This is a genomic window from Devosia sp. 1635, from assembly GCF_013185955.1.
Taxonomy (GTDB): Bacteria; Pseudomonadota; Alphaproteobacteria; order Rhizobiales; family Devosiaceae; genus Devosia.
Genome location: NZ_JABAOM010000003.1, coordinates 309,619 through 335,371 on the forward strand (window position 1 = coordinate 309,619; position 25,753 = coordinate 335,371).

Consider the following 25,753-nt stretch of genomic DNA (forward strand, 5'->3'; position numbering starts at 1 on the left):
GCCTTTTCGCGCAGCGAAAATGGCGAGCGTCTATTCTGGGCAAGACCATCGCCCACCCACTGAACGGCACCTCCCCCCCGACGGGGGAGGCTGGGAGGGGGTGCGGGAGCCATTATATCGGGGCGAACGCCCCCCACCCTTGATCCCTCCCCGCCCGGGGGAGGGTGTCGACTGAAAGGTCAGCGACACCGCCAACAAGGTTCAGGAGGAACCATGAAAATCACCGATCTGCGCTGCGCCGTTATTGGCCGGCACCCCATTGTGCGCGTCGTCACCGATGAAGGCCTCTATGGCCTGGGCGAAGTGGAATACACCAAGGCGTATCTCAAACCCTGGGTGCTCCATTTCCGCGATGCGCTGATCGGGGAAGACCCCACCGATGTCGAGCGCTGCATGCTCAAAATCCGTCAGCGCGGCTCGTTCAAACCCTATGGCGCCGCCGTTTCGGCCATCGAGCATGCCCTCTGGGACATTGCGGGCAAGGCCGCCAATGTGCCCGTCTACAAACTCCTCGGCGGCAAGGTGCGCGACCAGGTGCGTGTTTATAACGGCTCCATCCGCCAGAAACGCACCGGCGACCGCCCCGAGGATTACGCCGCCGACGTCAAATGGATGATGGAGCAGCCGCAGAACTTCTTCATGGTCAAGCAGGGCATCAGTTTTCATTCCAACATGAAGACCAATGTTCCCGATTTCCATTACGGCGTTACCCAGCCGCGCCTCTTTCACGGCGCCATGGACCAGGGTCAGATCAGCGAGCACGCCTTCAACCACATGCTCGATTGCGTCATCGCCATGAAGGAAGTGCTGGGCGACAAGGTCTCCCTCGCGCTCGATTGCGGCCCCGGCTGGTTCCTGCCCGATGCCATCCGCTTTGCCCAGGCGGTCGAGAAATACAATCTGATGTGGCTCGAGGACATGCTGACCGGCGACTACGTGCCCTGGGTCAATCCCCAGGCCTATCGCGAGCTCACCACCTCGACCTCCACCCCCATCCATACCGGCGAGCAAATCTATCTCCGGCACAATTTCAAGGAGCTGATCGAAACCCAGGCCGTGCGCGTCATCGGCCCCGATCCCGCCGATATCGGGGGCATTGCCGAACTCAAATGGGTGGCCGAGCACGCCTATATGCATTCCATCATGATGGCCCCACATGGCACCGCTAATGGCCTTTTGGGCCTTGGTGCTCTCATCAATGTCTGCGCCACGCTCCCCGCCAACTACATCGCCTTTGAATATCCCAGCGCCTCCGATCCGTGGTGGGAAGACATCGTCATCGGCCTGCCCGACCAGATCGTCACCAATTCCATGGTCGATCTGCTCGAAGCGCCAGGCCTGGGGCTCGACATCGATCCCGAAGGCGCCCGGCCCTATCTGCTGGAAGATGATTTGGACTTTTTCGCCCCCTGAGGAGAGGGGCGAGGGAGCAGCTTTCACACAACAATCGGGCTGCACCGCAAGGGGCAGCCACTCGCGCGGAGGAGAACCACGTGAAGATCACTTCGGTCACCACAGCGGCCACATCAGGCCATTGCATGCATCTATGGGTGCGCATCGAAACCGATGCCGGCATCACCGGCCTCGGCGAATGCGTCCATGGCGGCCACCAGGCCATTGCCATCATCCAGCGCGAACTGGCGGGCAAGCTCGTCGGTCGCGACCCCTTCGCAATCGACGCCATCTTTGAGGAAATCCGCCGAAGCCTCGTTTTTGAAGGCGGCTTTGCCGGCGCCCTGATCACGGCGCTCACCGGCGTCGAGATCGCCCTTTGGGACCTCAAGGGCAAGGCCCTGGGCGTGCCGATCTATGAGCTCATGGGCGGCAAGTTCCGCGACCACATCCGGGTTTACTGCGATTGCGAAGTCTCGCCCGGCATGAACATGGACCAGGTGCAGGCCGAGGTCGATCAGGTGCTCGCGGCCGGCTTTACCGCCCTCAAGGTCGATCTCGATATCCGCGCCTATGGCCATACCGGCACCGAAACCGATTGGTACGAAAAGGACGGCTTCAACATGACTCCCAACAAATGGGAGCATGACCGCATGGTGCAACTGGCCGAAATGGTGGTCAAGGCCGCCGGCAAGGAGGTGGAAGTCGCCTGTGACCTGCATACCCGCCTCGACAAGCACAGCGCCATCCGCCTCGCCCGCGATCTCGAGCATCTGCAGCTGATGTGGCTCGAAGAGCCCATTCCGCCCGAGAACATCGATGTGATGGCCGAGATTACCCGCAGCACCACGACCCCGATTTGCGCCGGCGAAAACCTTTACCTGCGCCACGGGTTCAGGAAGCTGCTCGAGCAGCAGGCGGTGGATATCATCATGCCCGATATCCCCAAATGCGGGGGCCTGTCGGAATGCCGCAAGATCGCCGAGCTGGCCGATCTCTACTCAATCCCGTTTGCGCCCCACAACGTGTCCTCGCCCATCGGCACCATGGCCTCGGCTCAGGTCTGCGCCACGGTGCCCAATTTCCTCGTTCTCGAGTTCCATTGGTTCCACCGCGATTACTGGTCCACCATCACCGATGGCGGCGAGATCATCAAGAACGGCAGGATTGCGCTCAGCGATCGGCCGGGCATCGGGCTCGAGCTCAACGAGGAAGTCGCCCGCGCCCACCAATATCCCGGCACGACCTGGTTTGAGCCGATGCAGTAATCCGGCGCCACAGCGCCGGCGCTGCAAGGCACCGGTCGTTACCCCCGCGATCATGAACGGCAAAACCCTGCGCCGGCGCCCCAAGCGCCGGCCGCGTCATTATCCCCTAGCCGGCCTTACGCCGCCTGGGCCTCCAGCAGGTCGAAGGTCGCGACCTTGTTGGCAAAGGCGAACTTTTCGGCGGTGGAGCTATCCATCGCCGTCATCGCCTGGTTCAGCAACGCCTTAAATTCAACCAGCGCCGCGCTCGCATCATCCACCGAAAACGGCTCGCCTTCGAACCTTGCGACAAAGCGTGCAGCCACCCGGCCGAGCAGGGCGAGAATGGCGGCATTGTCGCTATCCCGACGGGCCAGCTCGCGCACTTTCTGGTGGAACTCGGTATAGGTCCGGATGCCCCCGCTTTGTTCTTCAAGCCAGGTATAAAGGTCGTGCACTCTAGGTCTCCTGTCATAACAGACGCTTGCTGGACGGCGGAAACGGGCGTGTATATCAAAAGTGAGACTTAGCGCAAAGGGAAAGCATGTCCGCCCAATTCGAGGAAATCGGCAAACGACTGCGCGCTCATCGGATCGGCAAGAATCTGAACGCCGATGATATTGCCGCCCATCTTGGCATCTCTCGCGCCGCCGTTTACCGGCTCGAGAAGGGCGAGATCGTCAAGGTCCAGATCCTGGAATCCATCGCCCGCTTCCTTGATGTATCCCTGCCTTCGCTCTTGGGCGTCGGCGTCGAATACTACAGTAATGCCCTCTCCTTTTTCGAGCGCATGCGCCAGCTCGAAGAAAAGTCGCACTATCTCCTCGGCAATTTCTCGCCGGTCTCATCTCTCTTGCTGTCGCCCGACTACATGGATTATCTCCGCCTGATGCTGGTGGAGGCCATTTCTGAAAACGAGCGGGACCGCCCTGCCGCTCTACACGCCATCGACAATATTCTCGATCTCCTCAATGAGCGCCGCCGCAGTGCCACCCGGCGCAATGTGCCCATCGTCTCCATTGTCGGCAGTCAGGATATTGAGCGGTTTTTGCTCTTGGGTCTGGTCGGGCGCCTCGATCTGCCGCGCGAAGTGCAGGCCGAGCGCCGCGCCGCCGCCCGCCTCGAAATCGAGCGGCTATGCACGACGCTCGAGCGCCAGCCCATCGGCACGCAGATCGGCATCATCGATGGCCAGCCGCCCAGCCAGACCTTCCAGATCTATGAGCGCGACGCCGATTCCGCGGTCACTCTCTCGCCCTACCGCCTTGGCGATCAACCCAATATTTCCTCGGGCATCGCCATTGTCACCACCGCGCCCGAAGCGGTGCACCACTTCCGTGACACGCTCGAAGCGCAATGGGCCGTGGCGAAGAAAGGCCCCGATGGTGCCGCCATCCTGCGCCGCATCATCGAGCGCACGGCCGCGACCTTCCCCTGAGCGCGCGGGCGTACCGACCACGCAGGCCCATTGACAACCTGCCCGGGGCTGCGCATTGTCTCAAAAATGAGACAGGATGAAATCTCCGCCCTCGCCCCCGCCGCTCCTTTTATGCCGCGCATTGCGGATACCTCGGCTCGTGTCCTCAGCAATGACTGGGTCAATGCCGAATATAAGCTCGTCGTGCTCGATGCCCCCGGTGTCGCCGCCACGGCTGAAGCGGGCCAGTTCTTCAACATCGACTGCCCGGCAATTGGCGAAGACAAGCCGTTCTTTCGCCGCCCGATGAGCACCTATGCCGCCGACCCCGCGACGGGCCGGATGGAGTTCCTCTACAAGGTCGCCGGCGCCGGCACCCGTGGCCTCGCCAGCCTCGCGCCCGACAGCACGCTGCGCATTCTTGGTCCCCTGGGGGTCGGCTTCAGCTTGCCCGAGGGCATCCGCTCCATTGTCGTGGTTGGGCGTGGCGTCGGGCTTGCAACCCTCGCGCCGCTGGCCGAACTCGCCCGCAGCCGCGGCATCGCCGTTACTGCCCTCGTCAGCGCCCGCGATCCCGCAGCTGTGCTCTCGGTGGAGCGCTTCCGCTCCGCCGGCGCTGCAGTCGAGATCGTGCTCGACAGCGATGGCACCAGCGAGCTGCCCCATGTCGAGGCCCTGCTGCGGCGCCTCCATGCCGAGGGCCGCGCCGACGCCCTTTACACCTGCGGCTCCAACCGTCTCATGCTGCTGCTCCAGCGCCTCGCCGCTGAACTGGGTCTGCCCGGAGAAGTCGCCATGGAACAGCAAATGGCCTGCGGCCTGGGCATGTGCTTTTGCTGCGTGCGCAATTTCACTGTCGATGGGCAAACCGTTTCCAAGCGCGTCTGCTGGGATGGCCCCGTCTTTCCCCTGGCCGAGGCCACCTCATGGTAGACCTGCGCACCGATCTTGGCCGCGGCCTCGTCCTCGCCAATCCCGTCATGCCGGCGTCCGGCACCTTTGCCGAGGGCCTCGCCGAAGTCATTGATCTCAATGGCCTGGGTGCCCTCGTCACCAAGACCATCACCGCCGAGCTGCGCGGCGGCAATGCTACCCCTCGCGTGGCGGAAGTGGGCAATGGCATGCTCAATTCCATCGGCATTCCCTCCAAGGGGATCGCGCATTTCCTCGCCGAAACCCTGCCCTTTTACCGCAGCTTTGCGAGCCCGCTGATCGTCTCGATCTCGGCGCCCACCATTGCCGAATTTGCCGAAGCGGCCGCGCAGCTCAACCAGCCCGGCATTGCCGGCATCGAAGCCAATATTTCCTGTCCCAATATCGAGGAAGACGGCAAGGCCTTCGCCATGCGCCCCGCCACCACCGAGCAGGCGATCGCCGCCATGCGCGCCGTCACCGACCTACCGCTTTGGGCCAAGCTCACCCCCAATACCGGCGATATTGCCGGCGTTGCCCGCGCCGCTGAAGCCGCGGGCGCCGATGCCGTGGTCGTCGCCAACACCATCCTCGCCATGTCGATCGACATCGATACGATGCGCCCGACCCTCGGCAACATCATGGGCGGCCTTTCCGGCCCCGCCTTCAAGCCCATTGCCCTGCGCATGACCTATCAATGCGCCCGCGCCGTCCGCATTCCGGTGATTGGCTGCGGCGGCATCAGCAGCGCCCGCGACGCCATTGAGTTCCTGCTCGCCGGCGCCCGCGCCGTGCAAATTGGCACCGCCACCTTCACCCGCCCCGGCACCATGCCCGAAGTGATCGCCGGCATCGATCTGTATTGCGAGCGCCACGGCTTCACGAGCCTCGACCAGCTCATCGGCGCCCTCGATACCGACCTGCAGCTCCCCCACCTCATGGAGGCCGCCCAATGAACGCGCTTGCCCCCGCCGCCGACATCGATTGGACCGCCTTCGCCACGGAGCATGAGCTCGCCACCGCCATCTTTGCCGAACTGGCCCGCTGCACGGGCGACGGCGTCGGCATCACCCGCGAATGCTATGCGCCCGGCGAAGACGCCGCGCTCGCCATCTTCTCGGCCGTCGCCCACGCCCATGGCTTTGCCATCAGCATCGATCCCGTCGGCAATCTCCTCGTTTGCCTGCCCGGCGATGATGGCACCCGCCCCGCCCATCTCATTGGCTCGCACGCCGATTCCGTGCCCCAGGGCGGCAACTACGATGGCGCCGCCGGCATCGTCGCGGGTCTCGCCTGCCTTATCCGCATTGCCCGCTGCGGGCGCGAGCTCACCACCCCCGTGCGCCTCCTGATGCTGCGCGGCGAGGAAAGCGCCTTTTATGGCCGCGCCAATATCGGCTCGCGGGCCCTTTTTGGCATCCTCTCCCCCGCCGATCTTGCCGCCCGCTCGCGCGGCACCGGTCGGACCCTGGCCGAAGCCATGACCTCGGTGGGCATCGATCTCGCCCCCATCCGCGCCGGCCAATCCCTCTTTGATCCCGCCACCGCCGCCAGCTATCTTGAACTGCATATCGAGCAGGGGCCGGTGCTGATCGACCGCCGCTTGCCCGCCGCCGTCGTGTCCGGCATTCGCGGCAATCTGCGCCACCGCCGCGTCGTTTGCCGCGGCGAAGCGGGCCATTCCGGCACCATCCCCCGCTGGCTGCGCAAGGATGCCGTCTTTGCCTTTGCCGATCTCGTGGGGCGCCTCGACGAGCATTGGCGCGTCCTCCTCGAACGCGGCCTCGACCTCGTGGTGACCACCGGCATTGTCGGCACCGATCCCGACCAGCATGCCCTCAGCCGCATCCCGGGCGAAGTCATGTTCTCCTTTGAAGTGCGCAGCCAGAGCCACGACACGCTCGAAAGCTTCTACGAGCTGTTCCGCGCCGAATGCCGCGCCGTTGGCCAGCAGCGCGGCGTCGTTTTCGAGCTCGACGAGCGCGTTTATACCGAGCCCGCCCGCATGGACCCCGCCGTGATCGAACGCCTTTGCGCCGCCGCCGCCGCTTGCGAGCTCGATCCGCAAACCCTGCCTTCGGGCGCCGGCCATGATGCGGCGGTGTTCGCCAATGCCGGCATTCCCTCGGGCATGGTGTTCGTGCGCAACGCCAATGGCTCGCACAATCCCGCCGAAGCCATGGATATCGGGGATCTCATCAAAGGCACCGATGTGCTTTATAAGGCCGTGACCGCCACCAACTGAGCCAGGCCCCCGACCCCATGCGATCCCTGACCATCCGCAAGCCCGTCGACCTTCACGTGCATTTCCGCGACGGCGCGGTGCTCGATGCGGTCGTGCCCCACACTGCCCGCCAATTCGCGCGCGCCATCGTCATGCCCAATCTGGTGCCCCCCGTCACCACCGCCGCGATGGCCGCCGCGTATCGCGGGCGCATCGAGGCGGCGATCCCCGAGGGGGTCGACTTCACCCCCATGATGACCTGCTACCTCACCGACGCCACCGATCCCGCCGATCTGATCGCCGGCCATCGCGACGGCATCTTTGCCGCGGCCAAGCTTTATCCCGCCCACGCCACCACCAATTCGGCCCATGGCGTCACCTCCATCGCCGGGCTCGATCCAGTGTTCGCAGCGATGGCCGAAGCCGGCATGCCGCTCCTCACCCATGGCGAGCTCGTCCACCACGATGTCGATATCTTTGATCGCGAAGCGCGCTTCATCGATGCCGTCCTCGCCCCGCTGCTCGAGCGCCACCCGACGCTCAAAGTGGTGATGGAGCATATTACGACGAGCGAAGGCGCCCAGTTCGCGAGGAGCCACGGCAGCCGCGTCGCCGCTACCATCACCCCCCAGCACCTGCTTTATGATCGCAATGTGCTGTTCGAAGGCGGCATCCGCCCCCATTATTATTGCCTGCCCATCCTCAAGCGCCGCTCCCACCAGCTGGCGCTGCGGGAGGCGGCCACCAGCGGCGCGCCCAACTATTTCCTGGGCACCGACACGGCCCCCCATCTGCGCCATCTCAAGGAAAATGCCTGCGGCTGCGCCGGCGTCTTTTCCGCTCCCGTTGCGGTCGAGGCCTATCTCAAGGTCTTTGCCGAGGAAAACGCGCTCGACAAGTTCGAGGCCTTTGCTTCCCTCAATGGCCCCGCCTTTTACGGCTTTGCGCCGTCACAAACCCGCGTCACCTATGAGGAACGCGCCTGGACCGCGCCCGCCAGCGTTTCGGTGGAAGAGCACCAGATTGTCCCCCTCTTCGCGGGCGAACGAGTTGACTGGGCTTTGAGCCGCGGTTTATAGCGAACCGGCTGCAATCGAGATTTAAGCACCCTGCGGCGCTGGACTTCCATCCGGCGGCCGCGATTTCGCGCGACCGCATGACGCAATGATGAAGGACTGTTTCCCATGAGTGCACTGCACCGCAGCGAAGACAAAAAAGCCATCGCCCGGCAAACCGCCCGGATGATGCTCGAGATCAACGCTGTTCACTTCAATGCCGAACATCCATTCGTCTTCACCTCCGGCTGGGCCAGCCCGGTTTACGTGGATTGCCGCAAGCTCATCTCCTATCCGCGCCTGCGTTCGGCGCTGATGGACATGGCCGCCCAGACCATCGTCACCGAAATCGGCTATGAGTCGATCGACGTGGTCACCGGTGGCGAAACCGCGGGCATCCCCTTTGCCGCCTGGATCGCCGACAAGCTGATGCTGCCCATGCAGTATGTGCGCAAGAAGGCCAAGGGCTTTGGCCGCAACGCCCAGATCGAGGGCGAAGTGATCGCCGGCGCCCGCACCCTCCTCGTGGAAGATCTCGCCACCGACGGGCGCTCCAAGGTCATGTTCGCCGATGCGCTGCGCAAGGCGGGCGCCAAGGTCGACCACTGCTTCATCGTCTTTTTCTACGACATCTTCCCCAACAGCCACGATTTGATGAAGGAGCTCGGCATCGAGCTGCATTATCTCGCGACCTGGTGGGATATCCTCGAGGCAGCCAAGGAATCCGGGCACTTCGATGCCAAGACCCTGACCGAGGTCGAAAGCTTCCTCAACGACCCCTCGAGCTGGTCGGCTGCCCATGGCGGCATTTCCGAATTCTCCCCTACCCCTAAGGAATAAGCCCGTTTTCAACCGGCAAAACAAAAGGGCCGCCCAGTGGGCGGCCCTTTTTTTGTCCCTCTGTGACCCCGGTCAGGGCGCCAGCATGCGGGGCAGGAACATCGAGATCTCGGGCAGATAGGTGATCACCAGCAAGGCCAGCAGGTTCACCACCACAAAGGGAAAAATGCCCGAAATGATCTTGCCCACCGACTCCCCGAGCGTCGAGGACGCCACGAAAATGTCGAGCCCGAATGGGGGCGTGATCATGCCGATACAGGTGTTGAGGCACACGATGATGCCGAAATGGATGGGATCGATGCCAAAGCTGACCGCCACCGGATAGAGCGCCGGTACGAGGATCAGCATGGTCGAATTGGGATCGATGAACATGCCGGCGACAAGGAACAGCAGGTTGACGATCAGGAGGAACATCACCCAGTTCGCATCGATCGCCCCGAGAAAGTCGATAACCAGAGTTGGCAGCTGCGCCAGCGTAATGAAATAGGCCACGATCGAGCCCATCGCCAGCAGCACGAAGATCGTGCCCGTGGTCACCGCCGCGCCGGTCGCGACCTTGAACACATCGCCCAGTTTCATGTGGCGATAGATCAGCACCTCGACGATCAGCGCATAGGCCACGCTGACGGCGGCAGCTTCGGTGGGGGTGAAGAGGCCCGAATAGATACCGCCGAGCAGCACGACCGGCAGGCCCAGCGCCCAGATCCCGCGCCCGACCACTTTGAGCCGCTCGCTCCAGGGCAGCGGCGCATCGCCCTTGATGTCGTGGCGATAGGCGTAAAACAGCACATAGCAGCAAAACACGCCGGCGAGGAACAAGCCCACGACGAGGCCGGCGGCAAACAGCGCCGCCACTGACGTGCCGGTCAGCCAGGCATAGATGATGAGCGTGATGGAGGGCGGGATCAGCAGCGATACTTCCGCCGAAGACACGATGAGCCCGAGCGAGAACTTGTCGGAATAACCCTGCCGCTGCATTTCGGGATAAACAATGCCGGCCAGCGCCGCCACGGTGGCCGGCGCCGAACCCGATACCGAACCGAAGGCCGCCGCGGCTGCCACCGTCGTCAGCCCCATGCCGCCCCGGCGATGGCCGAGAAAGGCCCCCACCAGCTGGATCAGGTGCCGCGCGATCACCCCCTTGGACATGATCTCGGCGGCAAAGATAAAGAAGGGAATGGCCAGCAGCGTCGAATGGTTGATGCCCCCGACGATGCGCTGCCCATAGATCAAATCGGGCATGCCCGAGAAAAAGAACTCCTTGGTCAGGATGCCCGGAATGCCGAGCACGATAAGCATTTCAAAGCCAAGGAAGAGGAGGGCCAGGGCCCCGGCAACAAGAACGGCAATCAACATCTCAGTGGGCCTCAGCCTTGTTGGACCAGCGATCGATCAGCCCGAACAGGCTCATGGCATAGCGCAGCGCCAGCAGCAGGAAGCCGGCGGGCAGCGCGTAATACAAAAGGGCAGCCGGCACGCCGAGCGTCGGGCTCATCTGGCCGGTCTTTGCCACGGTCAGTGCCATCTGCAGGCCAAACCAGGCGATATAAAGCGACAGCACCAGCCCCGACAGATCAATGGCCCGGCGGATCCAGAGCTGGGCGCCCGGGGACATGCGTTCGAGGAAACTGGTCATGGCGATCTGGCGCCCTTCGGCCAGCGCTAGCCCTAGCGACAGGAACACCAGCCAAACCATTAGATAGCGGGCGGCTTCGTCGATCCAGGCGAAATTGCGCGCATAGACGGGAACCAGTTCGCGCACGACCACGCCGGTGACGTAAAGCGCGACCATGATCAGCATCAGGGCTGCCAACGCGATCCGCTCCAGGGACGACCAGGCGGCCAGCGCCTTGGATAACTTACTGTTTGGGCTCATGTCACTGCGGGTTCCCTCTGCACAAAAGAGGCGCCAGGGGTGTTGGAACCTGGCGCCTTGTGGCTGGCGCCTGCCGGCGCCGGTTGATCCTTGGGGTTACTGCCCCGAGACCGCGCTGTACTGCGCTTCATAGGCATCCACGATCCCCTGCCCGGCGGCACCCGCATTGGCGAGATAGGCGTCGCGCGCGGGGCCATACATGGCTTCGCGGAAAGCGGCGCGCTGGGCGTCGTCGAGTTCATGGATGGTGATGTCGCTGGCTCGGATGGTTTCGAGCGCGGTCGCCTGGGCGGCTTCCTTGAGCTCTTCCACCTGCGGGCGCACTTCCTCGAAGGCCCCGGTGATCACGGTCTGGTATTCGGCCGGCAGACCATCCCACCAGGCCTGGTTGAACATCACCACGTCCTCATTGGCGCCGTGCTCGGACACCAGCAGGTAGTCCTGCACTTCGTGGTACTTCATGGTCGCGATCGTATCGAGGGCATTTTCCTGCCCGTCGACCACGCCGGTCTGCAGAGCGGTGTAAAGCTCGCCAAAGGGCAGCGCCACGGCCGAAGCACCCACCGCGTTGAACTGCTCTATTAGCACCTTGCTGTCCATGACGCGGAAGCTCTGGCCGGCGAAGTCCTCGAGCGCGGCAATTTCCTCATTGGAGGTCATCGACTTGCGCCCATTCGGCCAGATGGCAATGGCCTTGAGCCCGAGCGGGGCAAAGCTGTCGAGCACGGCCTGCCCGAAAGCGCCGGTACGCAATTCGTTCGCCTGGGCGCGGTCGGCGGGATAAAGGAACGGCACGTCGAGGATGGAAACGGCGGGGTTGAAGCCGGCGAGGAACGCGGCAGGCGACACGGTGCCTTCCATTAGCCCCAGCTGGGTGCCTTCATTCATCTCGCGGGCCTGGCCGAGCTGGCCGGCGGGGAACAGCTGGAACGCGACATTGCCGTCGGTGCGCTCCTTGACCAGGTCGGCAACCATCACCAGGCCCTTGTGGCGCGGCTGCTGGTCCGATTCCAGGTGGCCGATCCGGGCGGTGAATTGCTGGGCGGAGACGGGCAGCGCCCCGATCAGGGCGGACAGGACGGCGACGCTGGCAAGCAATACACGACGGTTCATTTGGTTCCCCTTCATTCAAAATTATTTTCGACAAAAGCTCTGCGCCCCAGCGGAGTCAAGCGAACTTTCTCAAAAACTAGACAGTTCTGTTAGCCTGCCCCAAACTTGTGCGGCCTGCCCAATCTCTGGCCCGATTGGCTGCCGCTCACGGCAAGGCCAATTCCTGGGTAAATCCGGCCAGTTCCGTCCCCACCGGCAGCAGCGCCCGCACCGCTTCGCGCACCGCTATCACATCGACATCGCGCGCCAGCGCCACCAGCAGCACGCCTTGCGGCTCACCCACATCGCGCCCCTGTCGCTCCGCTGTCGGCAGCGCCGAGATGGCCTGATCAGCAAGGCCCAGATGGCACCCCGCCACCCCAGGCAGCGCCGCAATCCCCGCCGCCACTGCCCCCCAGCCCTCCGCAGCCTCGGCCACAAGGCACGCCACAAGCACCCGCTCGCCCGGAGCCTCGCCAGCGCTCTGGGCAAATCCGCCGACGCAGCGCCGATTGTTCTGGAACTGGCGCATCACCCGCTGCGTCCAGGGGCTGGGATCATTGAGTCGCGCCAGATACGCCGCCGACCGGCTCACTTCGGGCTCTGAAAGGGTATAAAGCGTGAAAAACTCGAGCGGCACCTCGTCGGCCCGCCAGCGCGTGCCACTCAAAAAGCCGGGGATGGCGAGGCGCTCGGGCATATGCTCCTCGCGGTGCCAATCGACGAAATCCTGCCGCCCTTCGGCCGGGATCCCGTTCCAGATCGCCACAAAGCCGCGCCCCGCCAGTGAATGCATCCATGTCTCCGCAACTATCGGCCCGGCTATAACTACATCGCAGCCGCGCAATATCGCCGCTTCGTCTCACGATTGAGACGAAAGCTCCGTCTGCTTTGCCGCTTGTGCAGTATCCGCCCGCGTTCTGCTGTTGTTGCCCTGGCACAGCCCAGCAGAACTTGGCGCCCAGCCCCGGCCGGCTGCTTATCCCGGCTGCCGCCAGCTTGGCAATGCCCACGCCCCCGCGTCCGGTTGCCCCAGCCGCCGGAGAACAGCTTTCCACAAACGGTCGTTTTGCAGAATTTGTTACTCCTCTGGAACCCAGCGCGAGCAGTCCGTCTTCCTTCCGCTAATGGAGTTGGCTGCCGCCCTGCCTTATGCTGCGGCACCCTTTTCGTGGAGCCCTCATGCCCAAAATTGCGCTTCTTGCCGCCGCCCTCCTTGCTGGCGTCAGCTTTCTGCCCGCCGCCGCTTTTGCCCAGGATTTTGATCCCGCCGCCACCATCCGTATCGGCTCGCTCTACGAGCCGCAAAACCTCGACAACACCGCGGGCGCTGGCCAGGGCATCAACGAGGCCTTCAACGGCAATGTTTATGAAGCGCTGTTCCAGCTCACCGATGCGGGCACCGTCGAGCCCCGGCTCGTGGCCGATTACACCGTCTCGGAAGACGGCCTCACCTATACCTTCACCCTGCGCGATGGAGTGACCTTCCATTCCGGCGATCCGCTGACCGCAGCCGATGTGAAGCACTCCATCGAGCGCGTCACCGCCGAAACCTCGCAAAGCTCGCGCAAGCGCAGCCTTTCGACCATCACCGGCATCGAGACTCCCGATGACCAGACGGTGGTGATCACCCTTTCGCAGCGCTCCATCTCGTTGCCCTACAATCTCTCCTATGTCTGGATCGTCAACGACGCCGCCCCCGACATCACCGCGGCCGAAGACGGCACCGGCCCCTACCAGCTCGCCGAATGGCGCCGCGGCTCGGCCCTCGCCCTCACGCCGTTCGAAAGCTATTGGGGCGAAGCGCCCAGCAATGGCGGCGTGCTGTTCCAGTATTTCACCGAAGCCACCGCGCTCAACAATGCGCTGCTGACCAACGCGGTCGACATCATCACCTCGGTGCAAAGCCCCGATTCCCTGGCCCAGTTCGCCGACAACCCGGCCTTCACCGTCACCGAAGGGGCGTCCACCACCAAGGAAATCCTCGCCTATAACGACCGCGTTGCCCCCTTCGATAACCCCAAAGTGCGCAAGGCCCTCGCCCGCGCCACCAACAAGGCCCAGCTCCTGAACTCGGTCTGGGGCGACTACGGCACGCTGATCGGCTCCTTCGTGCCCCCCACCGATCCCTGGTATGTGGATCTAACGGGCGTTGATCCCTATGACGTGGAATCCGCCAAGGCGCTCCTCGCCGAGGCCGGCTATCCCGACGGTTTCGAGTTCACCCTCGATACGCCTGACTACGATCCCCACCCGCTGGTGGCGCAGTTCCTGCAGGCGGAATACGCCAAGATCGGCGTCACGGTGAACATCAACATCATCACCGCCAATGAATGGTACACCAAGGTCTACCAGAGCCACGATTTCCAGGCGACGCTGCAGGAGCACGTCAATCACCGCGACATCGTCTTTTACGGCAATCCCGACTTCTACTGGGGCTACAACAACCCCGAAGTGGTCGAACTGATCGCCAGCGCCGAAGCGGCCGCCTCCGAAGCCGAGCAAACGCAAAAGCTGACCGAAGCCAACCGCATCATCGCCGAAGACGCCGCCGGCAACTGGCTCTACCTCTACCCCCAGATCGTCGTCTCGGCCGCCAACGTCACCGGCTACCCCACCAACGGCCTCAACGCCCAATTCTTCGCCTACGACATCCAGAAAACCAACTGACGGCCTGACCCCGATCCACCGGCAAACACCGGCCCGTCCCCTCCCCCTTGAGGGGAGGGCTAGGGTGGGGGTGCCAGCACACCCACCAGCCAGAACCCCGGCGCTTCCCTCAAGGCTCGCCGCCAGCCTCTCCGCTCCATCCCACCCTCCCCCTTGCGGGGAGGGTAGCGCAGCTTGGGCCGCAAGGCCCTAGCGGAGCTGGGGAGGGGGTCGTTGAGCCTGCCACCGCTAGACCCGCTCTTCTCCAGAGAGCGAACCTAGAGCACACATCCATCATTGGATAACCCCACCGGCCCTTTCGGGGCGCCGGTGGTTTTGTCCATCGCCCCCAGCTACACTGCGCGCGTCGCATCGCCGCCAAAGGACATCAGCCCATTCTCGCCTATACCATCCGCCGCACCATCATCCTGCTGCTGTCCCTGCTGATCGCGGCCGTGGTGCTGTTTGTCCTGCTGCGCCTGCTGCCCGGCGATCCCGCCAATGCACTGCTGGGCGTCGGCGCCACCCCCCAGCAGATCGAGGCCGCCCGCGCCCAGGTCGGCTCCGACCAGCCCCTCTTCACCCAGTTCACCACCTTCCTCGGCAATATCGCCCGGCTTGATCTGGGCACCTCCTTTGTCAGCCGCGCCTCCGTGCTCGCCGAAATCGGCAATCGCCTCGCCGTCACCCTGCCCCTCACCGCGCTTGGCTTTGCCATCGCGCTCCTCCTCGCCATTCCCCTCGGCATCATCTCGGCGGTCAAGGCCGATCGCTGGTATGGCGCCACCATCTCGGTCGTCTCGCAACTCGGCATCGCCATTCCCGTGTTCTGGGTCGGCATTCTGCTCGTTACCCTTTTTGCCGTGAACCTGCGCTGGCTGCCCTCGGGCGGCTTTCCCCTGCGCGGCTGGAGCAGCTTTGGCGAAGCCGCCACTGGCATGATCCTGCCTGCCCTCACCATTGGCCTCGTCATGGGCGCCTCGCTGCTGCGCTATGTGCGCGCCGCCACCCTCGAAGTGCTGGGCAGCGATTTCCTGCGCACCGCCCGCGCTTTGGGCGCCAGCTTCCCCGAGGCTCTCATCCGCCACGGCATCCGCAATGGCGCCGTGCCGGTGATTTCCATTCTCGGCATCGAGCTGGCCTCGACCTTTCTTGGCGCCGTGGTGATCGAGCGCGTGTTCAGCCTTCCCGGCCTTGGCTCCATGCTGCTCCTGGCCATCCAGCAGCGCGATTATCCCAATGTGCAGGGCGTGCTCTTCGTTTCGACCCTCCTCGTCCTGCTCATCGGCTTTGCCGCCGATCTCGCCCAGCGCCTGATCGATCCGCGCCTGCGCACCCGCAGCGAGGCCCGCGCATGACCACCATTTCCACCACCGCCACCGCGGCCCCGCAGCGCCGTCCGCGCGCGCTGCTCCTTTGGGTCGGCATTGCCCTGGTGAGCCTCCATCTCGTTGTCGGGCTCCTGACCCTCGTCTGGACGCCCTATGATCCCACCGCCTTTTCCGGCGGCCGCCTCGAGGGCCCAAGCCTTCTCCACTGGGTCGGCACCGACCGGCTCGGCCGCGATCTTTGGACCCAGCTGATGATCGGCAGCCGCATTGCCCTTCAGGTCGGCATCGGCGCTGTCGCCATTGGCGCGGTGATCGGCGTTACCCTCGGGCTCCTCGCCGCCTTTGCCAGCAAATGGCTCGATGACGTGCTCGCCGCCGCCCTCGATATTCTCATTGCCTTTCCCACCCTCCTCATTGCCATGCTGGTGGTGGCGGCGAGCGATACGGCGAGCCTTGGCTCCGCCATCCTCGCGCTCGGCATTGCCCTTTCGGCCATTGTTGCCCGCCTCACCCGCATTCTCGCCAAGCGCGTGCTGGTGATGGATTACATCACCGCCGCCCGCACCTCGGGCAGCTCCTGGCCAAAGATCGTGCTCATCCACATCCTGCCCAATATCCTGCCCACCCTTTCGGTCAATTTCGCCCTCCAGTTCGGCCTTGCCGTCATCGCCGAAGCCTCGCTCTCCTATCTGGGCCTCGGCGCCCCGCCGCCCAATGCCTCTTGGGGCCGGCTGCTGCAGGAAGCCCAAGCCACGGTTTACACCGCCCCCATCGGCGCCATCGCGCCCGGCCTCGCTCTTGTGTCGCTGGTGATCGGCATGAATCTCCTCGCCGATGGCCTGCGCGACCGCGCCGATCCGACGAGGCGCAGCCGATGAGCCCCTTGCTGACCGTCGACAACCTTTCCATCCACGCCGGTGCCAGCACGCTGGTCTCCAATCTGAGCTTTACCCTCGAGCGGGGCGAGCGCCTCGGCCTGATCGGCGAATCCGGCTCGGGCAAGTCGCTGACCGCGCTGGCCACCACCGGCCTGCTGCCGCGGGGCCTTGCCGCCACCGGCTCGGTGCATCTCGCCGGCCAGCAGATGGTCGGCACATCAGAGCAAAAGCTCAACCCGCTGCGCGGCACCGCTGTGGCCACCGTGTTCCAGGAACCGCTGACCGCGCTCGATCCCTTGATGCGTATCGGCAAGCAGATCGCCGAGCCCCTGGCGCGCCGCGCCCGCCGCGACGGCAAGCCCCTGTCCGGCAGCGCTCTCGCCGAAGCAGTGCAGATCCTGATGGGCGAAGTGTCCCTCCCCGATCCCGCCCGCATCGCCCGTGCCTATCCCCATGAGCTCTCCGGCGGCCAGCGCCAGCGCGTCGCCATCGCCATGGCCCTGGCCTGCCGGCCTGATCTGTTGATCGCCGACGAACCCACCACCGCGCTCGATGTCACGACGCAAGCCGAAATCCTGCAGCTGCTCGATCGTCTCGTGCGCGAGCGCAACATGGCGCTCCTCTTCATCAGCCACGACCTGCCCGTCGTCGCCAATACCGTCGAGCGCGTGGTCGTGTTGCGCCGCGGCGTTGCCGTGGAAGCCGGTCCCGTCGGCACCGTGTTCAACACCCCCCAGCACGACTATACGCGCAGCCTCTTGGCCGCCGCGCGCAGCTTTGACCGTGCACTGGAGGGCCAGCCATGAGCCTTGTTACGGTTGAAAATGTCGGCTTCGGCTACACCCGGAGCCGCCCAATCCTCGACAATATCTCGTTCGAAATCGCGGAGGGCGACACCGTCGGGCTGGTCGGGGAATCCGGCTCCGGCAAAACCACGATTTTGCGCCTGCTCCTCGGCCTCGAACGCCCGGGCACTGGTACCATCCATTTTGATGGCGCCCCGCTCGACCCGCGCAACCGCGCTTTCATGCGAAATTTCCGCCGCCAGGCGCAGGTCGTGTTTCAGGATCCCTATTCCTCACTCGATCCGCGCCAGACCATCCAGGCCGTCATTGCCGAACCCCTGCGCTCGCTCCGGGTCGAAGGCGACCATCCGCAGATGATCAGGGCCGCCCTCGCCGCGGTCGGGCTCGATGCCGATGCCGCCACCCGCTACCCCCACCAGTTCTCGGGCGGCCAGCGCCAGCGCATCGCCATTGCCCGCGCCATTGTCGCCCGGCCCCGCCTGCTGCTGGCCGATGAAGCGGTGAGCGCTTTGGATCTCACCACCCGCATTCGCATTGTCGAACTCCTGGCGGGCCTCAGCCAATCCATGAGCCTCTTGCTCGTGTCGCACGATCTGGGTGTCGTTGCGGCCCTCTGTCGCCGCGTCATTATTCTCGAGCGCGGCCGCATTGTTGAAGCCGGCCTCACCCGCGACGTGCTCGCCCATCCCCAACACCCCTATACGCAGCGCCTGCTTGCCAGCGTGCCGCGCCTGCATCTGGAGACCCCGACGCTATGACCACCGCCCCCGCCGATTACACCGCCTGGCAAGACCGCCGCCTCGCCGCCCTCAAGGCCCCCGATGGCTGGCTCAACATCATTGCCCGCGATTGGCTGTCCGAGGGCACCGTCTCGGTCGGCAGCGCCGCCGATAACGACATCGTCTTGCCCACCGGCCCCGCCCATATCGGCACCCTGACGCAAGGCCCGGACGGCAGCGTCACCTATACGCCCCTTGGCGGCGAGCCGACTAAGCTCGCGCTCTCCAAAACCAACCCGCCCCGCTTCATCGCCGAAAACCTTCTGCTCGAAGTCACCACCCTCAACGGCGAAAACGCGCTGCGCGTGCGCGACACCGCTTCATCAGCTGGCGACGACCTGCCCCCGATCGACTACTTCCCCTATGATCCGAGCTGGCGCATCTCAGCCCAATGGATCGCGCTCGACGCCCCCAAGCAGCTTTCCATCACCACCTCCAAGGCGATCCCGACCGAGGTCGAGGCCTCCCACAAAGCCGTGTTCACCCGCGAGGGCACGACTTACGAGCTGCTTGCCACCCATGGCACGCCGCAAAGCCCGCAGTTCGTTATTCGCGACCTAACCGCGCAAAGCGAAACCTATGGCGCCTGCCGCTTCGTGTTTGGCGAGGAGGTCACCGACACCTCGATCGTCCTCGACTTCAACAAGGCCATCAATCCGCCCTGCGCCTTCACCGACTTTGCCGTCTGCCCGCTGCCGCCCGCCGAGAACGTCCTGCCCATCCGCATCGAGGCCGGCGAAAAGCGTCTGGCCAACAGCCACTAGGCCGCGGCGCTTTTACCTTGCGCCGCCGCCCGGGGGAACACTGTTCCGCCCCGGGCGGTTGCCGCCCTCACTTCGGCATGCTCCCTTGCTGCACCAGCCGACCGGCCCACAAAAACACTGGAGGAAACCATGAAGCTCGAATCGATCGCCCTGCACCACGGCTACACCGCCGAAGCCACCACCAAGGCCGCAGCCGTGCCGATCTACCAGACCACGTCCTATACCTTTGACGACACCCAGCATGGCGCCGATCTCTTCGATCTCAAGGTCGCCGGCAATATCTATACCCGCATCATGAACCCCACGACCGCGGTGCTCGAAGCGCGGGTCGCCGAAATGGAAGGCGGCATCGGCGCCCTCGCCGTCGCCTCGGGCATGTCGGCCATTACCTATGCCATCCAGACCATCGCGGAAGCCGGCGACAACATCGTCTCCATCTCCCAGCTTTATGGCGGCACCTATAACCTCTTCCAGCACACTTTCCCCCGCCAGGGCATCGAAGTGCGTATGGTCGGCTTTGACGATTTCGAGGGCTTTGAACGCCTGATCGACGCCAGGACCAAGGCCGTGTTCCTTGAATCCATTGGCAACCCGCTTGGCAATGTCGTCGACATCCAGCGCATCAGCGAGATCGCCCATCGCCATGGCGTGCCCGTGATCGTCGACAACACGGTCGCGACCCCGGTGCTCTGCCGCCCCTTCGATTTCGGCGCCGATATCGTGGTGCATTCCCTCACCAAATATATTGGCGGGCACGGCACCTCGATCGGCGGCATCATCGTCGATAGCGGCAAGTTCGACTGGGTCGCCAACAAGGACCGCTTCCCCATCCTCAACCAGGCCGACCCCTCCTACCATGGCGTGGTTTATACCGAAGCGCTCGGGGCCGCCGCCTTTATCGGCCGCGCCCGCGTCGTGCCGCTGCGCAATACCGGCGCCGCCCTTTCGCCCTTCAACGCCTTCCTGATCCTGCAGGGCCTCGAAACCCTGGCACTGCGCATGCAGCGCCATTGCGACAACGCCCTCAAGGTCGCTCAATTCCTCCAGAACCACCCCAAGGTTGCCTGGGTGAACTACGCCGCCCTCCCCGATAGCCGCTTCCATGCGGTGGCCCAGAAGATCACCAAGGGCAAGGCTTCGGGCATTTTGAGCTTTGGCATCAAGGGCGGTCGCGACGCCGGCGGCGTCTTCATCGACAATCTCAAGATGATCCTGCGGCTGGTCAATATCGGCGACGCCAAGTCGCTCGCCGCCCATCCCGCCACCACCACCCACCGCCAGCTCAATGCCGAGGAACTGGCCAAGGCCGGGGTTTCCGAAGACCTCGTGCGCATCTCGGTTGGCATCGAGCATATCGACGACATCATCGCCGATATCGAGCAGGCCCTGGCTGCCGTCCCGGCCGCCTGACCCATTCCGCTCGCCGGCTGCAATCGCACCAGCCGGCGGGCACCTGACATTTTGTTCAGAACGCGTTCATCATCATGGCCAAAACCCGGCCAACCGCCCCGGAGACCCCGTTTGCACCCCTTCACCACCCAGCTGCTCGACGCCATCACCACCGGCAATCCGGTCCCCCGCACCACCGCCACGCCCCCGCAAACCCCCGCTGAAAGCGAAGCCATCCAGTCCGAACTGATCGCCGCCCTCGGTGGCATCGGTGCCTGGAAAGTCTCCCCCTGGTCACCCGGCGCCACCATGACGGCGGCTCCCATTCCCAAGGCCTGGGTTCACCAAAGCGCTGAAACCGTTGATCTTTCCGGTCTGCGCTTCGAGGTCGAATTCGCCCTGGTTGTCGCTGGTGATGGCTCCTTCCGCATCGCCCCCGCCCTCGAATTCATCCGCTCGCGCACTCAGGCCGACGCTGAATGGCCCGCCGCCGCCAAGCACGCCGACCTCCTCGTCACCGGCGGCCTCGTCCTCGGCACCCCCCAGCCCCTGCCACCGGCCTACAGCGAAATTGCCGTGGCAATCCAGCTACTTGCCGGCGACGAGAGCCAGACGCTGACCACCAATCTGTCAGTCTCCGACCTCCTTGAAGCGGCCCGCTGGACCAGCGAATACGCCAGCCGCATCGGCCTGCCCTTCACCCCCGGCACCGTCATCATCACCGGCGCCCGCCTCGGCCCGATCGAGCTCGCCGCCAACCATATCCGCGCCGAGCTCGACAGTTTCGGTGCCGTCGAGATCTTCCGCGCCGGGGCACAATAAACTCCGCCCCGCGGCGATACTTGCCGCCGAGTAGAATTTTCTTCTCTGCTCGGCGGCCAAAACAACCAGGCTTTTATCTATTCTGCCCGGGCTTTGGAGCGCCAGACTTCGCTTCCGCACGCCCAAAGCCTTATGCTCTCAGCAACTTTGCAGGAGTGTGGGATGCGTTTTTCGTCTTTGGTTGCGGCCGCCATGCTGGTCGCGGTTCCCGTCGCCGTCCAGGCCGCCGAGGTGACCCCGCTGGTCACCGCCGACTGGCTCAAGGCTAATGCCGCTGACGAGAACGTCAAGATCATCGACATACGTGACGAGATCGAAGGCACCGACCTCGGCGAATTGCCCTATATCGCCAATGCCGTAGTCGCCCCCTATGCCAGCGCCGGCTGGCGCACCGAGGTCGACGGCGTCCCCGGCCAGATCCCGCCCGAAGCTGAGATCGCCGAGCTGATCGGCAATCTGGGCATCGACGGGGACGATCACGTCGTGATCGTTCCGTGGGGCACCGACTCCTCCGAATTCGGTGGCGCCACCCGGGTCTACTGGACCTTCAAGTATCTGGGCTACAACGATGTTTCCATTCTCGATGGTGGCTGGCGCCAATACGATGCCCAGGGCGGCGAGCGCGTCGCCGAGGCCGCCAAGCCCGTGCCCGTTGAGTTCCCCTACGAAATTCAGCCCCAACTGCGCGCCACCACCCCTGACGTGCAGGCCGCTCTTGAAAAAGGCACCAAGCTCATCGATGGCCGCCCCACCGAGCAGTTCGTCGGCCAGTCCAAGAGCCCGGTCGTTCGTGTCACTGGCACCATCCCGGGCGCGGTCAACATCCCGCACTCGACCCTTTACAGCGGCGAATATGCGAGCTTTGCCCAGCCCGAAACCATTGCCACCCTGGCGCAGGGCGTGGGCCTGGCCGAAGGCGAAGAAAACATCGTCTTCTGCAACACCGGCCACTGGGCATCCATCGCCTGGTTCGCCCTGAGCGAAGTGGCGGGCAACAAGAACACCGCCATGTATGACGGCTCCATGGCCGAATGGGCTGCCGATCCGGCCCGCCCGATCCAGTAAAAACCTGGCGCCGCCCCGCCACCACCATCTTGGGTGTTGCGCTTGACCGGCGCAGCATCCAAAGCTTTTTGAACACACCAGTTTTTCGAGACCCATGAGCCAGATATCTGCGGCCGCCCCGCCCAAACTGCTCCCCACCATTGTCCCTGACCGGGCGCCGCTCCTCGTGGCGAGCGCCATGCTTGTCTTGGGCTTTGCCCTCATTACTTGGCAGGTCGACCTGCGCCAGGGCGGCCTCTTCCTGATCGGTGCGATGCTCGGCGTTGCGCTTTACCACGGCTCCTTTGGCTTCACCGGCGGCTGGCGCCGCATGGTGGTGGAAAAGCGCGGCCGCGGCATGCGCGCCCAGATGCTCGCCATCGGCGTGGCCGCGATCGCCATGATCCCCCTCGTGGCTGCCGGCAATATCGGCGGCCAGGCCATGGTTGGCGCCATGGCCCCGGTCGGCCTTTCCGTGCTGCTCGGCGCCGCCATTTTCGGGTTGGGCATGCAACTGGGCGGCGGCTGCGGATCGGGCACGCTGTTCACCGTGGGCGGCGGCTCCGCCCGTATGCTGGTGACGCTGGTCTTCTTCATCATCGGCGCCGTCGCCGGCACGGCCCATCTGCCGTTCTGGCTGCAGCAACCCTCGCTGCCGCCGATCAGCATCGGTGCCGAACTGGGTGTCGGCTTTGCCATCGCCGTCACCATTGCGGGCCTGGCCATCGTGGCGTTGATCACCGCGCTGGTTGAAAAGCGCGTGCATGGCAATATCGAGCATGAACCGGCACCGGCAAGGGCCGATTGGGGCTGGATCCTGCGTGGACCCTGGCCTCTCGTGGGTGCTGGCCTAGTGCTGGCGCTGCTCAATGTCGCGACGCTCCTGCTGGCCGGCCACCCCTGGTCCATTACCTATGGCTTCGGGCTTTGGGGCGCCAAGATAGCCCAGGCCGTCGGCATCGATGTCGCCAGTTGGGAGTTCTGGACCTGGCCCGCTCAGGCCCAGGCCCTGCAGTCCAGCGTTCTGGCCGACACCGTTTCGGTGATGGATTTTGGCCTCGTGCTCGGCGCCGCCGCTGCCGCCGCCATCGCCGGCAAATTTGCGCCCAAGGCTGCCTTGCCTCTCGGCTCGCTGCTTGCTGCCATTGTTGGGGGCCTCCTCATGGGCTACGGCGCCCGCCTGTCCTTTGGCTGCAATATCGGCGCGCTGTTTTCGGGCATCGCCACCGGCAGCCTGCATGGCTGGCTCTGGTTTGCCGCAGCTTTCGTGGGCTCGTTCTTCGGCATTGCCCTGCGGCCGGTATTCGGACTTGATGGACTGGCCAAGAAATGAGCGCGCGTAACACCCTTCTGTTTGGCGCCGCTCTGGCCGTTTCCACTGCCGCGATCGCCTATGACCACCTGACCAATCCGGTGCCGCCGCGTCCGGGCACCCAGACCGTTGCCGCAGCGGGGGGTTCTGCCCCTTGTGCAGCCGCGCCCTGTGCTGCGGGGGCCTCTCCCTGCGCCGCCGGCGCGCCGGCCGCACCCATGCGCGCGGCTCCCCCACCCCCAGCCGCTGCACCCTGCGCGGCCGGTGCGCCACAGCTGGCGGCGCCTCCGCCACCCCCGGCCACCCCGCCTGCTGCCGGCAAGGCACCGCCCCCGCCACCACCGCGGGCGACACCTCCGGCTCAGCCGCAGGCTGCGCTGGCTGCCCCGCCACCTCCGCCCAAGGCTAAGCCTGCGGGTGCGGAAGCGCCTGATCTGGTTCTGGACCCGTCCTGAGATGAGTGAGGACGCCCGCCGGCAGGCCCTGGCTGAAGTCGCCTTTTGCGAGACAATCCTCGCCAAGGGCGGCCTCAATGTGCTGAGCGAAACATTTGCCGGCGTGACCACGATTGAGGCATGGGAGCATTATCCCCCCGGCGATGTGTTCGACCCTGCGAGCAATTCCCAATGGTTCTACCATTGCCACCCGGCAGAGGAAGGCGCGCGCGAGCACGGCCATTTCCACTGCTTCCTGCGCCCGGAGGGTCCCGCCGGTCCCATCCACCATCTGGTGGCGATCGGCGTCGATGGTGAAGGGCGCTTGCTGCGCCTCTTCACCGTCAATCAATGGGTGGTAGGCGACGACTGGGCCGATGCGTCCACGACGATCCCGCTGCTCGAGCGCTTCGACATGCAGATGCCCCGGCCCTCTTATCTGGTGAACCGGTGGCTGACGGCGATCATCGTTGCCTATGGGGAGCAGATCGCGGACCTGCTGCGCCAGCGCGATGCAGCTCTGGCGGAAGGCGGCGGGGATATCGACGCCCACCGCCAGGATCGTTCGCTCGAAGTGCTCTCAGAGTTCTTTCCGGCCGCCGCCTGAGTCGACAGCCGGGTTTGTTGACCGGCTAAATTAACCGGTACTGCTTGGCCTTGTTGCGCAGGAACGGCAGGCCCTTGTCCATCACTTCCTCAAAGCTGTTGGCGACGGGCCGCCAAACCGCAAGGCCATAGGCAAGCTCGGGCGGCATGTTGATGAAGCTTTCCATGGCAATGCCGCCCTTGAAGCCGATAGCAGCGAGGGTTGCATAGATTTCGTCCCAATCGCAGGTGCCTTCGCCGGGGGTACCGCGATCGGATTCCGACATATGGATATACCGCAGCAGGTCCCCGGCATCGATGATGCCGTTGCCCGCGCCCTTTTCCTCGATATTCATGTGGTAGGTGTCGAGGTGGATGAAGATATTGTCGGCACCCACCTTCTCGATCATCCAGCGGGCCTGCGCCGCCGTGTTGATCAGGTGGTTCTCGTAGCGGTTGACCGGCTCGATGCCAAAGGCCAGGCCCACCTGCTTGGCATGACGCGCCGCCGCTTCCAGCGCCCGGGCCATGTTGTCATATTCCGGCGTCGTGGGGGGCAGCCCGCTGCGCTGGCCGATGCCGCCATAGGTGACGCCCGACAGGGCCTCCGCCCCCATGGCTGCGGCAACATCCATGACATGCTTGAGATGGGCGATCCCCGCTTCTGGATCAACCGAAGGCCAGCTGCCCTCAGGCAGGCCGAGCGAGCAGACCGCCCGCATATTGTGCTGCTCGAGCAGCGATCTTGTATGAGCCGGATCCACCACAGTTGGGTTGACCAGGGCGATTTCGATGAAATCCATCTTGTAGGCCGCAGCGGCGGCAACCGTGCGCTCCGCTCCCGCCCGATCCCAGTTCATCGTCCACATGCTGGTGTGAACACCAAAGCCTTGCATTGCCTTTTC

Annotated in this window: 25 protein-coding genes; 19 read left to right on the forward strand and 6 right to left on the reverse strand. The window is 64.5% G+C overall.

The genetic code is table 11. From position 1 onward, the window contains the following. The first annotated feature begins 213 nt into the window (after positions 1-213). Positions 214-1,413 carry a mandelate racemase/muconate lactonizing enzyme family protein gene (locus HRU92_RS13760; RefSeq protein WP_172121614.1) on the forward strand — a complete coding sequence of 400 codons (1,200 nt, stop codon included), beginning with the start codon at positions 214-216 and terminating at the stop codon, positions 1,411-1,413. Between the two features lie 80 nt (positions 1,414-1,493). Further along, positions 1,494-2,660: a mandelate racemase/muconate lactonizing enzyme family protein gene (locus tag HRU92_RS13765; protein ID WP_127754872.1), complete on the forward strand. Its 1,167-nt coding sequence runs from the start codon at positions 1,494-1,496 to the stop codon at positions 2,658-2,660. 116 nt (positions 2,661-2,776) lie between these two features. Here HRU92_RS13765 and HRU92_RS13770 read toward each other — a convergent pair whose 3' ends face one another. Further along, positions 2,777-3,097, reverse strand: coding sequence for a hypothetical protein (locus HRU92_RS13770; RefSeq protein ID WP_173088346.1), 321 nt, complete (start codon positions 3,095-3,097; stop codon positions 2,777-2,779). 86 nt (positions 3,098-3,183) lie between these two features. On the opposite strand from HRU92_RS13770, the gene HRU92_RS13775 reads away from it, so the two are divergent. The 6 genes from HRU92_RS13775 (at position 3,184) to HRU92_RS13800 (ending at position 9,087) form a co-directional block, all read left to right on the forward strand. Beyond that, entirely contained in the window at positions 3,184-4,077 is an 894-nt protein-coding gene (locus HRU92_RS13775; RefSeq protein ID WP_172121616.1) for a helix-turn-helix transcriptional regulator, read from the forward strand. Between the two features lie 66 nt (positions 4,078-4,143). Then, positions 4,144-4,989 carry a dihydroorotate dehydrogenase electron transfer subunit gene (locus HRU92_RS13780; protein ID WP_248307145.1) on the forward strand — a complete coding sequence of 282 codons (846 nt, stop codon included), beginning with the start codon at positions 4,144-4,146 and terminating at the stop codon, positions 4,987-4,989. Continuing rightward, positions 4,983-5,924, forward strand: coding sequence for a dihydroorotate dehydrogenase (locus tag HRU92_RS13785; protein WP_172121617.1), 942 nt, complete (start codon positions 4,983-4,985; stop codon positions 5,922-5,924). The genes HRU92_RS13780 and HRU92_RS13785 overlap by 7 nt, the downstream gene beginning before the upstream one ends. Further along, positions 5,921-7,213, forward strand: a complete 1,293-nt coding sequence (locus HRU92_RS13790) for a hydantoinase/carbamoylase family amidase (RefSeq protein ID WP_172121618.1) — start codon at positions 5,921-5,923, stop codon at positions 7,211-7,213. The genes HRU92_RS13785 and HRU92_RS13790 overlap by 4 nt, the downstream gene beginning before the upstream one ends. A 17-nt stretch (positions 7,214-7,230) precedes the next feature. Beyond that, positions 7,231-8,271 carry a dihydroorotase gene (pyrC, locus tag HRU92_RS13795; RefSeq protein ID WP_172121619.1) on the forward strand — a complete coding sequence of 347 codons (1,041 nt, stop codon included), beginning with the start codon at positions 7,231-7,233 and terminating at the stop codon, positions 8,269-8,271. Between the two features lie 105 nt (positions 8,272-8,376). Then, positions 8,377-9,087: an orotate phosphoribosyltransferase gene (locus HRU92_RS13800; protein WP_127754878.1), complete on the forward strand. Its 711-nt coding sequence runs from the start codon at positions 8,377-8,379 to the stop codon at positions 9,085-9,087. 72 nt (positions 9,088-9,159) lie between these two features. Here the strand turns inward: HRU92_RS13800 and HRU92_RS13805 are convergent, their stop codons facing one another. The 4 genes from HRU92_RS13805 to HRU92_RS13820 all read right to left on the reverse strand — a co-directional run bounded on the left by HRU92_RS13805 (position 9,160) and on the right by HRU92_RS13820 (position 12,851). Beyond that, the gene (locus HRU92_RS13805) at positions 9,160-10,443 is read right to left on the reverse strand and encodes a TRAP transporter large permease (protein ID WP_172121620.1); all 1,284 of its coding nucleotides are present in this window, start codon (positions 10,441-10,443) and stop codon (positions 9,160-9,162) included. A gap of 1 nt (position 10,444) precedes the next feature. Continuing rightward, the gene (locus HRU92_RS13810; RefSeq protein WP_172121621.1) at positions 10,445-10,963 is read right to left on the reverse strand and encodes a TRAP transporter small permease; all 519 of its coding nucleotides are present in this window, start codon (positions 10,961-10,963) and stop codon (positions 10,445-10,447) included. A gap of 96 nt (positions 10,964-11,059) precedes the next feature. Beyond that, on the reverse strand, positions 11,060-12,076 hold the full coding sequence (locus tag HRU92_RS13815) for a TRAP transporter substrate-binding protein (RefSeq protein ID WP_172121622.1): 1,017 nt from the start codon (positions 12,074-12,076) through the stop codon (positions 11,060-11,062). A 145-nt stretch (positions 12,077-12,221) separates the two neighbouring features. Next, complete coding sequence (locus tag HRU92_RS13820; RefSeq protein WP_172121623.1) at positions 12,222-12,851, reverse strand: hypothetical protein; 630 nt, start codon at positions 12,849-12,851, stop codon at positions 12,222-12,224. 386 nt (positions 12,852-13,237) lie between these two features. Here HRU92_RS13820 and HRU92_RS13825 point away from each other — a divergent pair, with 386 nt between their 5' ends. The 11 genes from HRU92_RS13825 (at position 13,238) to HRU92_RS13875 (ending at position 24,870) form a co-directional block, all read left to right on the forward strand. Further along, complete coding sequence (locus tag HRU92_RS13825) at positions 13,238-14,725, forward strand: ABC transporter substrate-binding protein (RefSeq protein WP_248307146.1); 1,488 nt, start codon at positions 13,238-13,240, stop codon at positions 14,723-14,725. Positions 14,726-15,114: 389 nt separating this feature from the next. Continuing rightward, a complete protein-coding gene (locus HRU92_RS13830) occupies positions 15,115-16,062 on the forward strand; it encodes an ABC transporter permease (protein WP_349236726.1) in 948 nt (315 codons plus the stop codon). Further along, a complete protein-coding gene (locus HRU92_RS13835) occupies positions 16,059-16,913 on the forward strand; it encodes an ABC transporter permease (RefSeq protein ID WP_172121625.1) in 855 nt (284 codons plus the stop codon). Before HRU92_RS13830 ends, HRU92_RS13835 begins: the two co-directional genes overlap by 4 nt. Continuing rightward, positions 16,910-17,719, forward strand: coding sequence for an ABC transporter ATP-binding protein (locus HRU92_RS13840; RefSeq protein ID WP_172121626.1), 810 nt, complete (start codon positions 16,910-16,912; stop codon positions 17,717-17,719). Before HRU92_RS13835 ends, HRU92_RS13840 begins: the two co-directional genes overlap by 4 nt. After that, complete coding sequence (locus HRU92_RS13845; protein WP_172121627.1) at positions 17,716-18,477, forward strand: ABC transporter ATP-binding protein; 762 nt, start codon at positions 17,716-17,718, stop codon at positions 18,475-18,477. Before HRU92_RS13840 ends, HRU92_RS13845 begins: the two co-directional genes overlap by 4 nt. Next, positions 18,474-19,262, forward strand: a complete 789-nt coding sequence (locus HRU92_RS13850; RefSeq protein ID WP_172121628.1) for a DUF1684 domain-containing protein — start codon at positions 18,474-18,476, stop codon at positions 19,260-19,262. Before HRU92_RS13845 ends, HRU92_RS13850 begins: the two co-directional genes overlap by 4 nt. Before the next feature lie 129 nt (positions 19,263-19,391). Beyond that, positions 19,392-20,672, forward strand: coding sequence for an aminotransferase class I/II-fold pyridoxal phosphate-dependent enzyme (locus tag HRU92_RS13855; protein ID WP_173088350.1), 1,281 nt, complete (start codon positions 19,392-19,394; stop codon positions 20,670-20,672). Between the two features lie 111 nt (positions 20,673-20,783). Beyond that, positions 20,784-21,473, forward strand: a complete 690-nt coding sequence (locus HRU92_RS13860) for a hypothetical protein (RefSeq protein WP_173088352.1) — start codon at positions 20,784-20,786, stop codon at positions 21,471-21,473. A gap of 162 nt (positions 21,474-21,635) precedes the next feature. Continuing rightward, entirely contained in the window at positions 21,636-22,538 is a 903-nt protein-coding gene (locus tag HRU92_RS13865; protein ID WP_173088354.1) for a sulfurtransferase, read from the forward strand. A gap of 94 nt (positions 22,539-22,632) precedes the next feature. Next, positions 22,633-23,850: a YeeE/YedE family protein gene (locus HRU92_RS13870; RefSeq protein ID WP_172121632.1), complete on the forward strand. Its 1,218-nt coding sequence runs from the start codon at positions 22,633-22,635 to the stop codon at positions 23,848-23,850. Between the two features lie 435 nt (positions 23,851-24,285). Next, a complete protein-coding gene (locus HRU92_RS13875) occupies positions 24,286-24,870 on the forward strand; it encodes a hypothetical protein (protein ID WP_172121633.1) in 585 nt (194 codons plus the stop codon). 25 nt (positions 24,871-24,895) lie between these two features. Here HRU92_RS13875 and HRU92_RS13880 read toward each other — a convergent pair whose 3' ends face one another. Further along, positions 24,896-25,744, reverse strand: coding sequence for a sugar phosphate isomerase/epimerase (locus HRU92_RS13880; RefSeq protein ID WP_172121634.1), 849 nt, complete (start codon positions 25,742-25,744; stop codon positions 24,896-24,898). Positions 25,745-25,753: the final 9 nt, after the last annotated feature.

What these genes read in the sequence shown, in the direction of transcription:
- HRU92_RS13760 (WP_172121614.1), top strand. Translation starts at nt 214, where the DNA reads ATGAAAATCACCGATCTGCGCTGCGCCGTTATTGGCCGGCACCCCATT.
- HRU92_RS13775 (WP_172121616.1), top strand. Translation starts at nt 3,184, where the DNA reads ATGTCCGCCCAATTCGAGGAAATCGGCAAACGACTGCGCGCTCATCGG.
- HRU92_RS13780 (WP_248307145.1), top strand. Translation starts at nt 4,144, where the DNA reads ATGAGACAGGATGAAATCTCCGCCCTCGCCCCCGCCGCTCCTTTTATG.
- HRU92_RS13785 (WP_172121617.1), top strand. Translation starts at nt 4,983, where the DNA reads ATGGTAGACCTGCGCACCGATCTTGGCCGCGGCCTCGTCCTCGCCAAT.
- HRU92_RS13790 (WP_172121618.1), top strand. Translation starts at nt 5,921, where the DNA reads ATGAACGCGCTTGCCCCCGCCGCCGACATCGATTGGACCGCCTTCGCC.
- pyrC (WP_172121619.1), top strand. Translation starts at nt 7,231, where the DNA reads ATGCGATCCCTGACCATCCGCAAGCCCGTCGACCTTCACGTGCATTTC.
- HRU92_RS13800 (WP_127754878.1), top strand. Translation starts at nt 8,377, where the DNA reads ATGAGTGCACTGCACCGCAGCGAAGACAAAAAAGCCATCGCCCGGCAA.
- HRU92_RS13805 (WP_172121620.1), bottom strand. Translation starts at nt 10,443, where the DNA reads ATGTTGATTGCCGTTCTTGTTGCCGGGGCCCTGGCCCTCCTCTTCCTT.
- HRU92_RS13810 (WP_172121621.1), bottom strand. Translation starts at nt 10,963, where the DNA reads ATGAGCCCAAACAGTAAGTTATCCAAGGCGCTGGCCGCCTGGTCGTCC.
- HRU92_RS13815 (WP_172121622.1), bottom strand. Translation starts at nt 12,076, where the DNA reads ATGAACCGTCGTGTATTGCTTGCCAGCGTCGCCGTCCTGTCCGCCCTG.
- HRU92_RS13820 (WP_172121623.1), bottom strand. Translation starts at nt 12,851, where the DNA reads ATGCATTCACTGGCGGGGCGCGGCTTTGTGGCGATCTGGAACGGGATC.
- HRU92_RS13825 (WP_248307146.1), top strand. Translation starts at nt 13,238, where the DNA reads ATGCCCAAAATTGCGCTTCTTGCCGCCGCCCTCCTTGCTGGCGTCAGC.
- HRU92_RS13835 (WP_172121625.1), top strand. Translation starts at nt 16,059, where the DNA reads ATGACCACCATTTCCACCACCGCCACCGCGGCCCCGCAGCGCCGTCCG.
- HRU92_RS13840 (WP_172121626.1), top strand. Translation starts at nt 16,910, where the DNA reads ATGAGCCCCTTGCTGACCGTCGACAACCTTTCCATCCACGCCGGTGCC.
- HRU92_RS13845 (WP_172121627.1), top strand. Translation starts at nt 17,716, where the DNA reads ATGAGCCTTGTTACGGTTGAAAATGTCGGCTTCGGCTACACCCGGAGC.
- HRU92_RS13850 (WP_172121628.1), top strand. Translation starts at nt 18,474, where the DNA reads ATGACCACCGCCCCCGCCGATTACACCGCCTGGCAAGACCGCCGCCTC.
- HRU92_RS13855 (WP_173088350.1), top strand. Translation starts at nt 19,392, where the DNA reads ATGAAGCTCGAATCGATCGCCCTGCACCACGGCTACACCGCCGAAGCC.
- HRU92_RS13865 (WP_173088354.1), top strand. Translation starts at nt 21,636, where the DNA reads ATGCGTTTTTCGTCTTTGGTTGCGGCCGCCATGCTGGTCGCGGTTCCC.
- HRU92_RS13870 (WP_172121632.1), top strand. Translation starts at nt 22,633, where the DNA reads ATGAGCCAGATATCTGCGGCCGCCCCGCCCAAACTGCTCCCCACCATT.
- HRU92_RS13875 (WP_172121633.1), top strand. Translation starts at nt 24,286, where the DNA reads ATGAGTGAGGACGCCCGCCGGCAGGCCCTGGCTGAAGTCGCCTTTTGC.
- HRU92_RS13880 (WP_172121634.1), bottom strand. Translation starts at nt 25,744, where the DNA reads ATGCAAGGCTTTGGTGTTCACACCAGCATGTGGACGATGAACTGGGAT.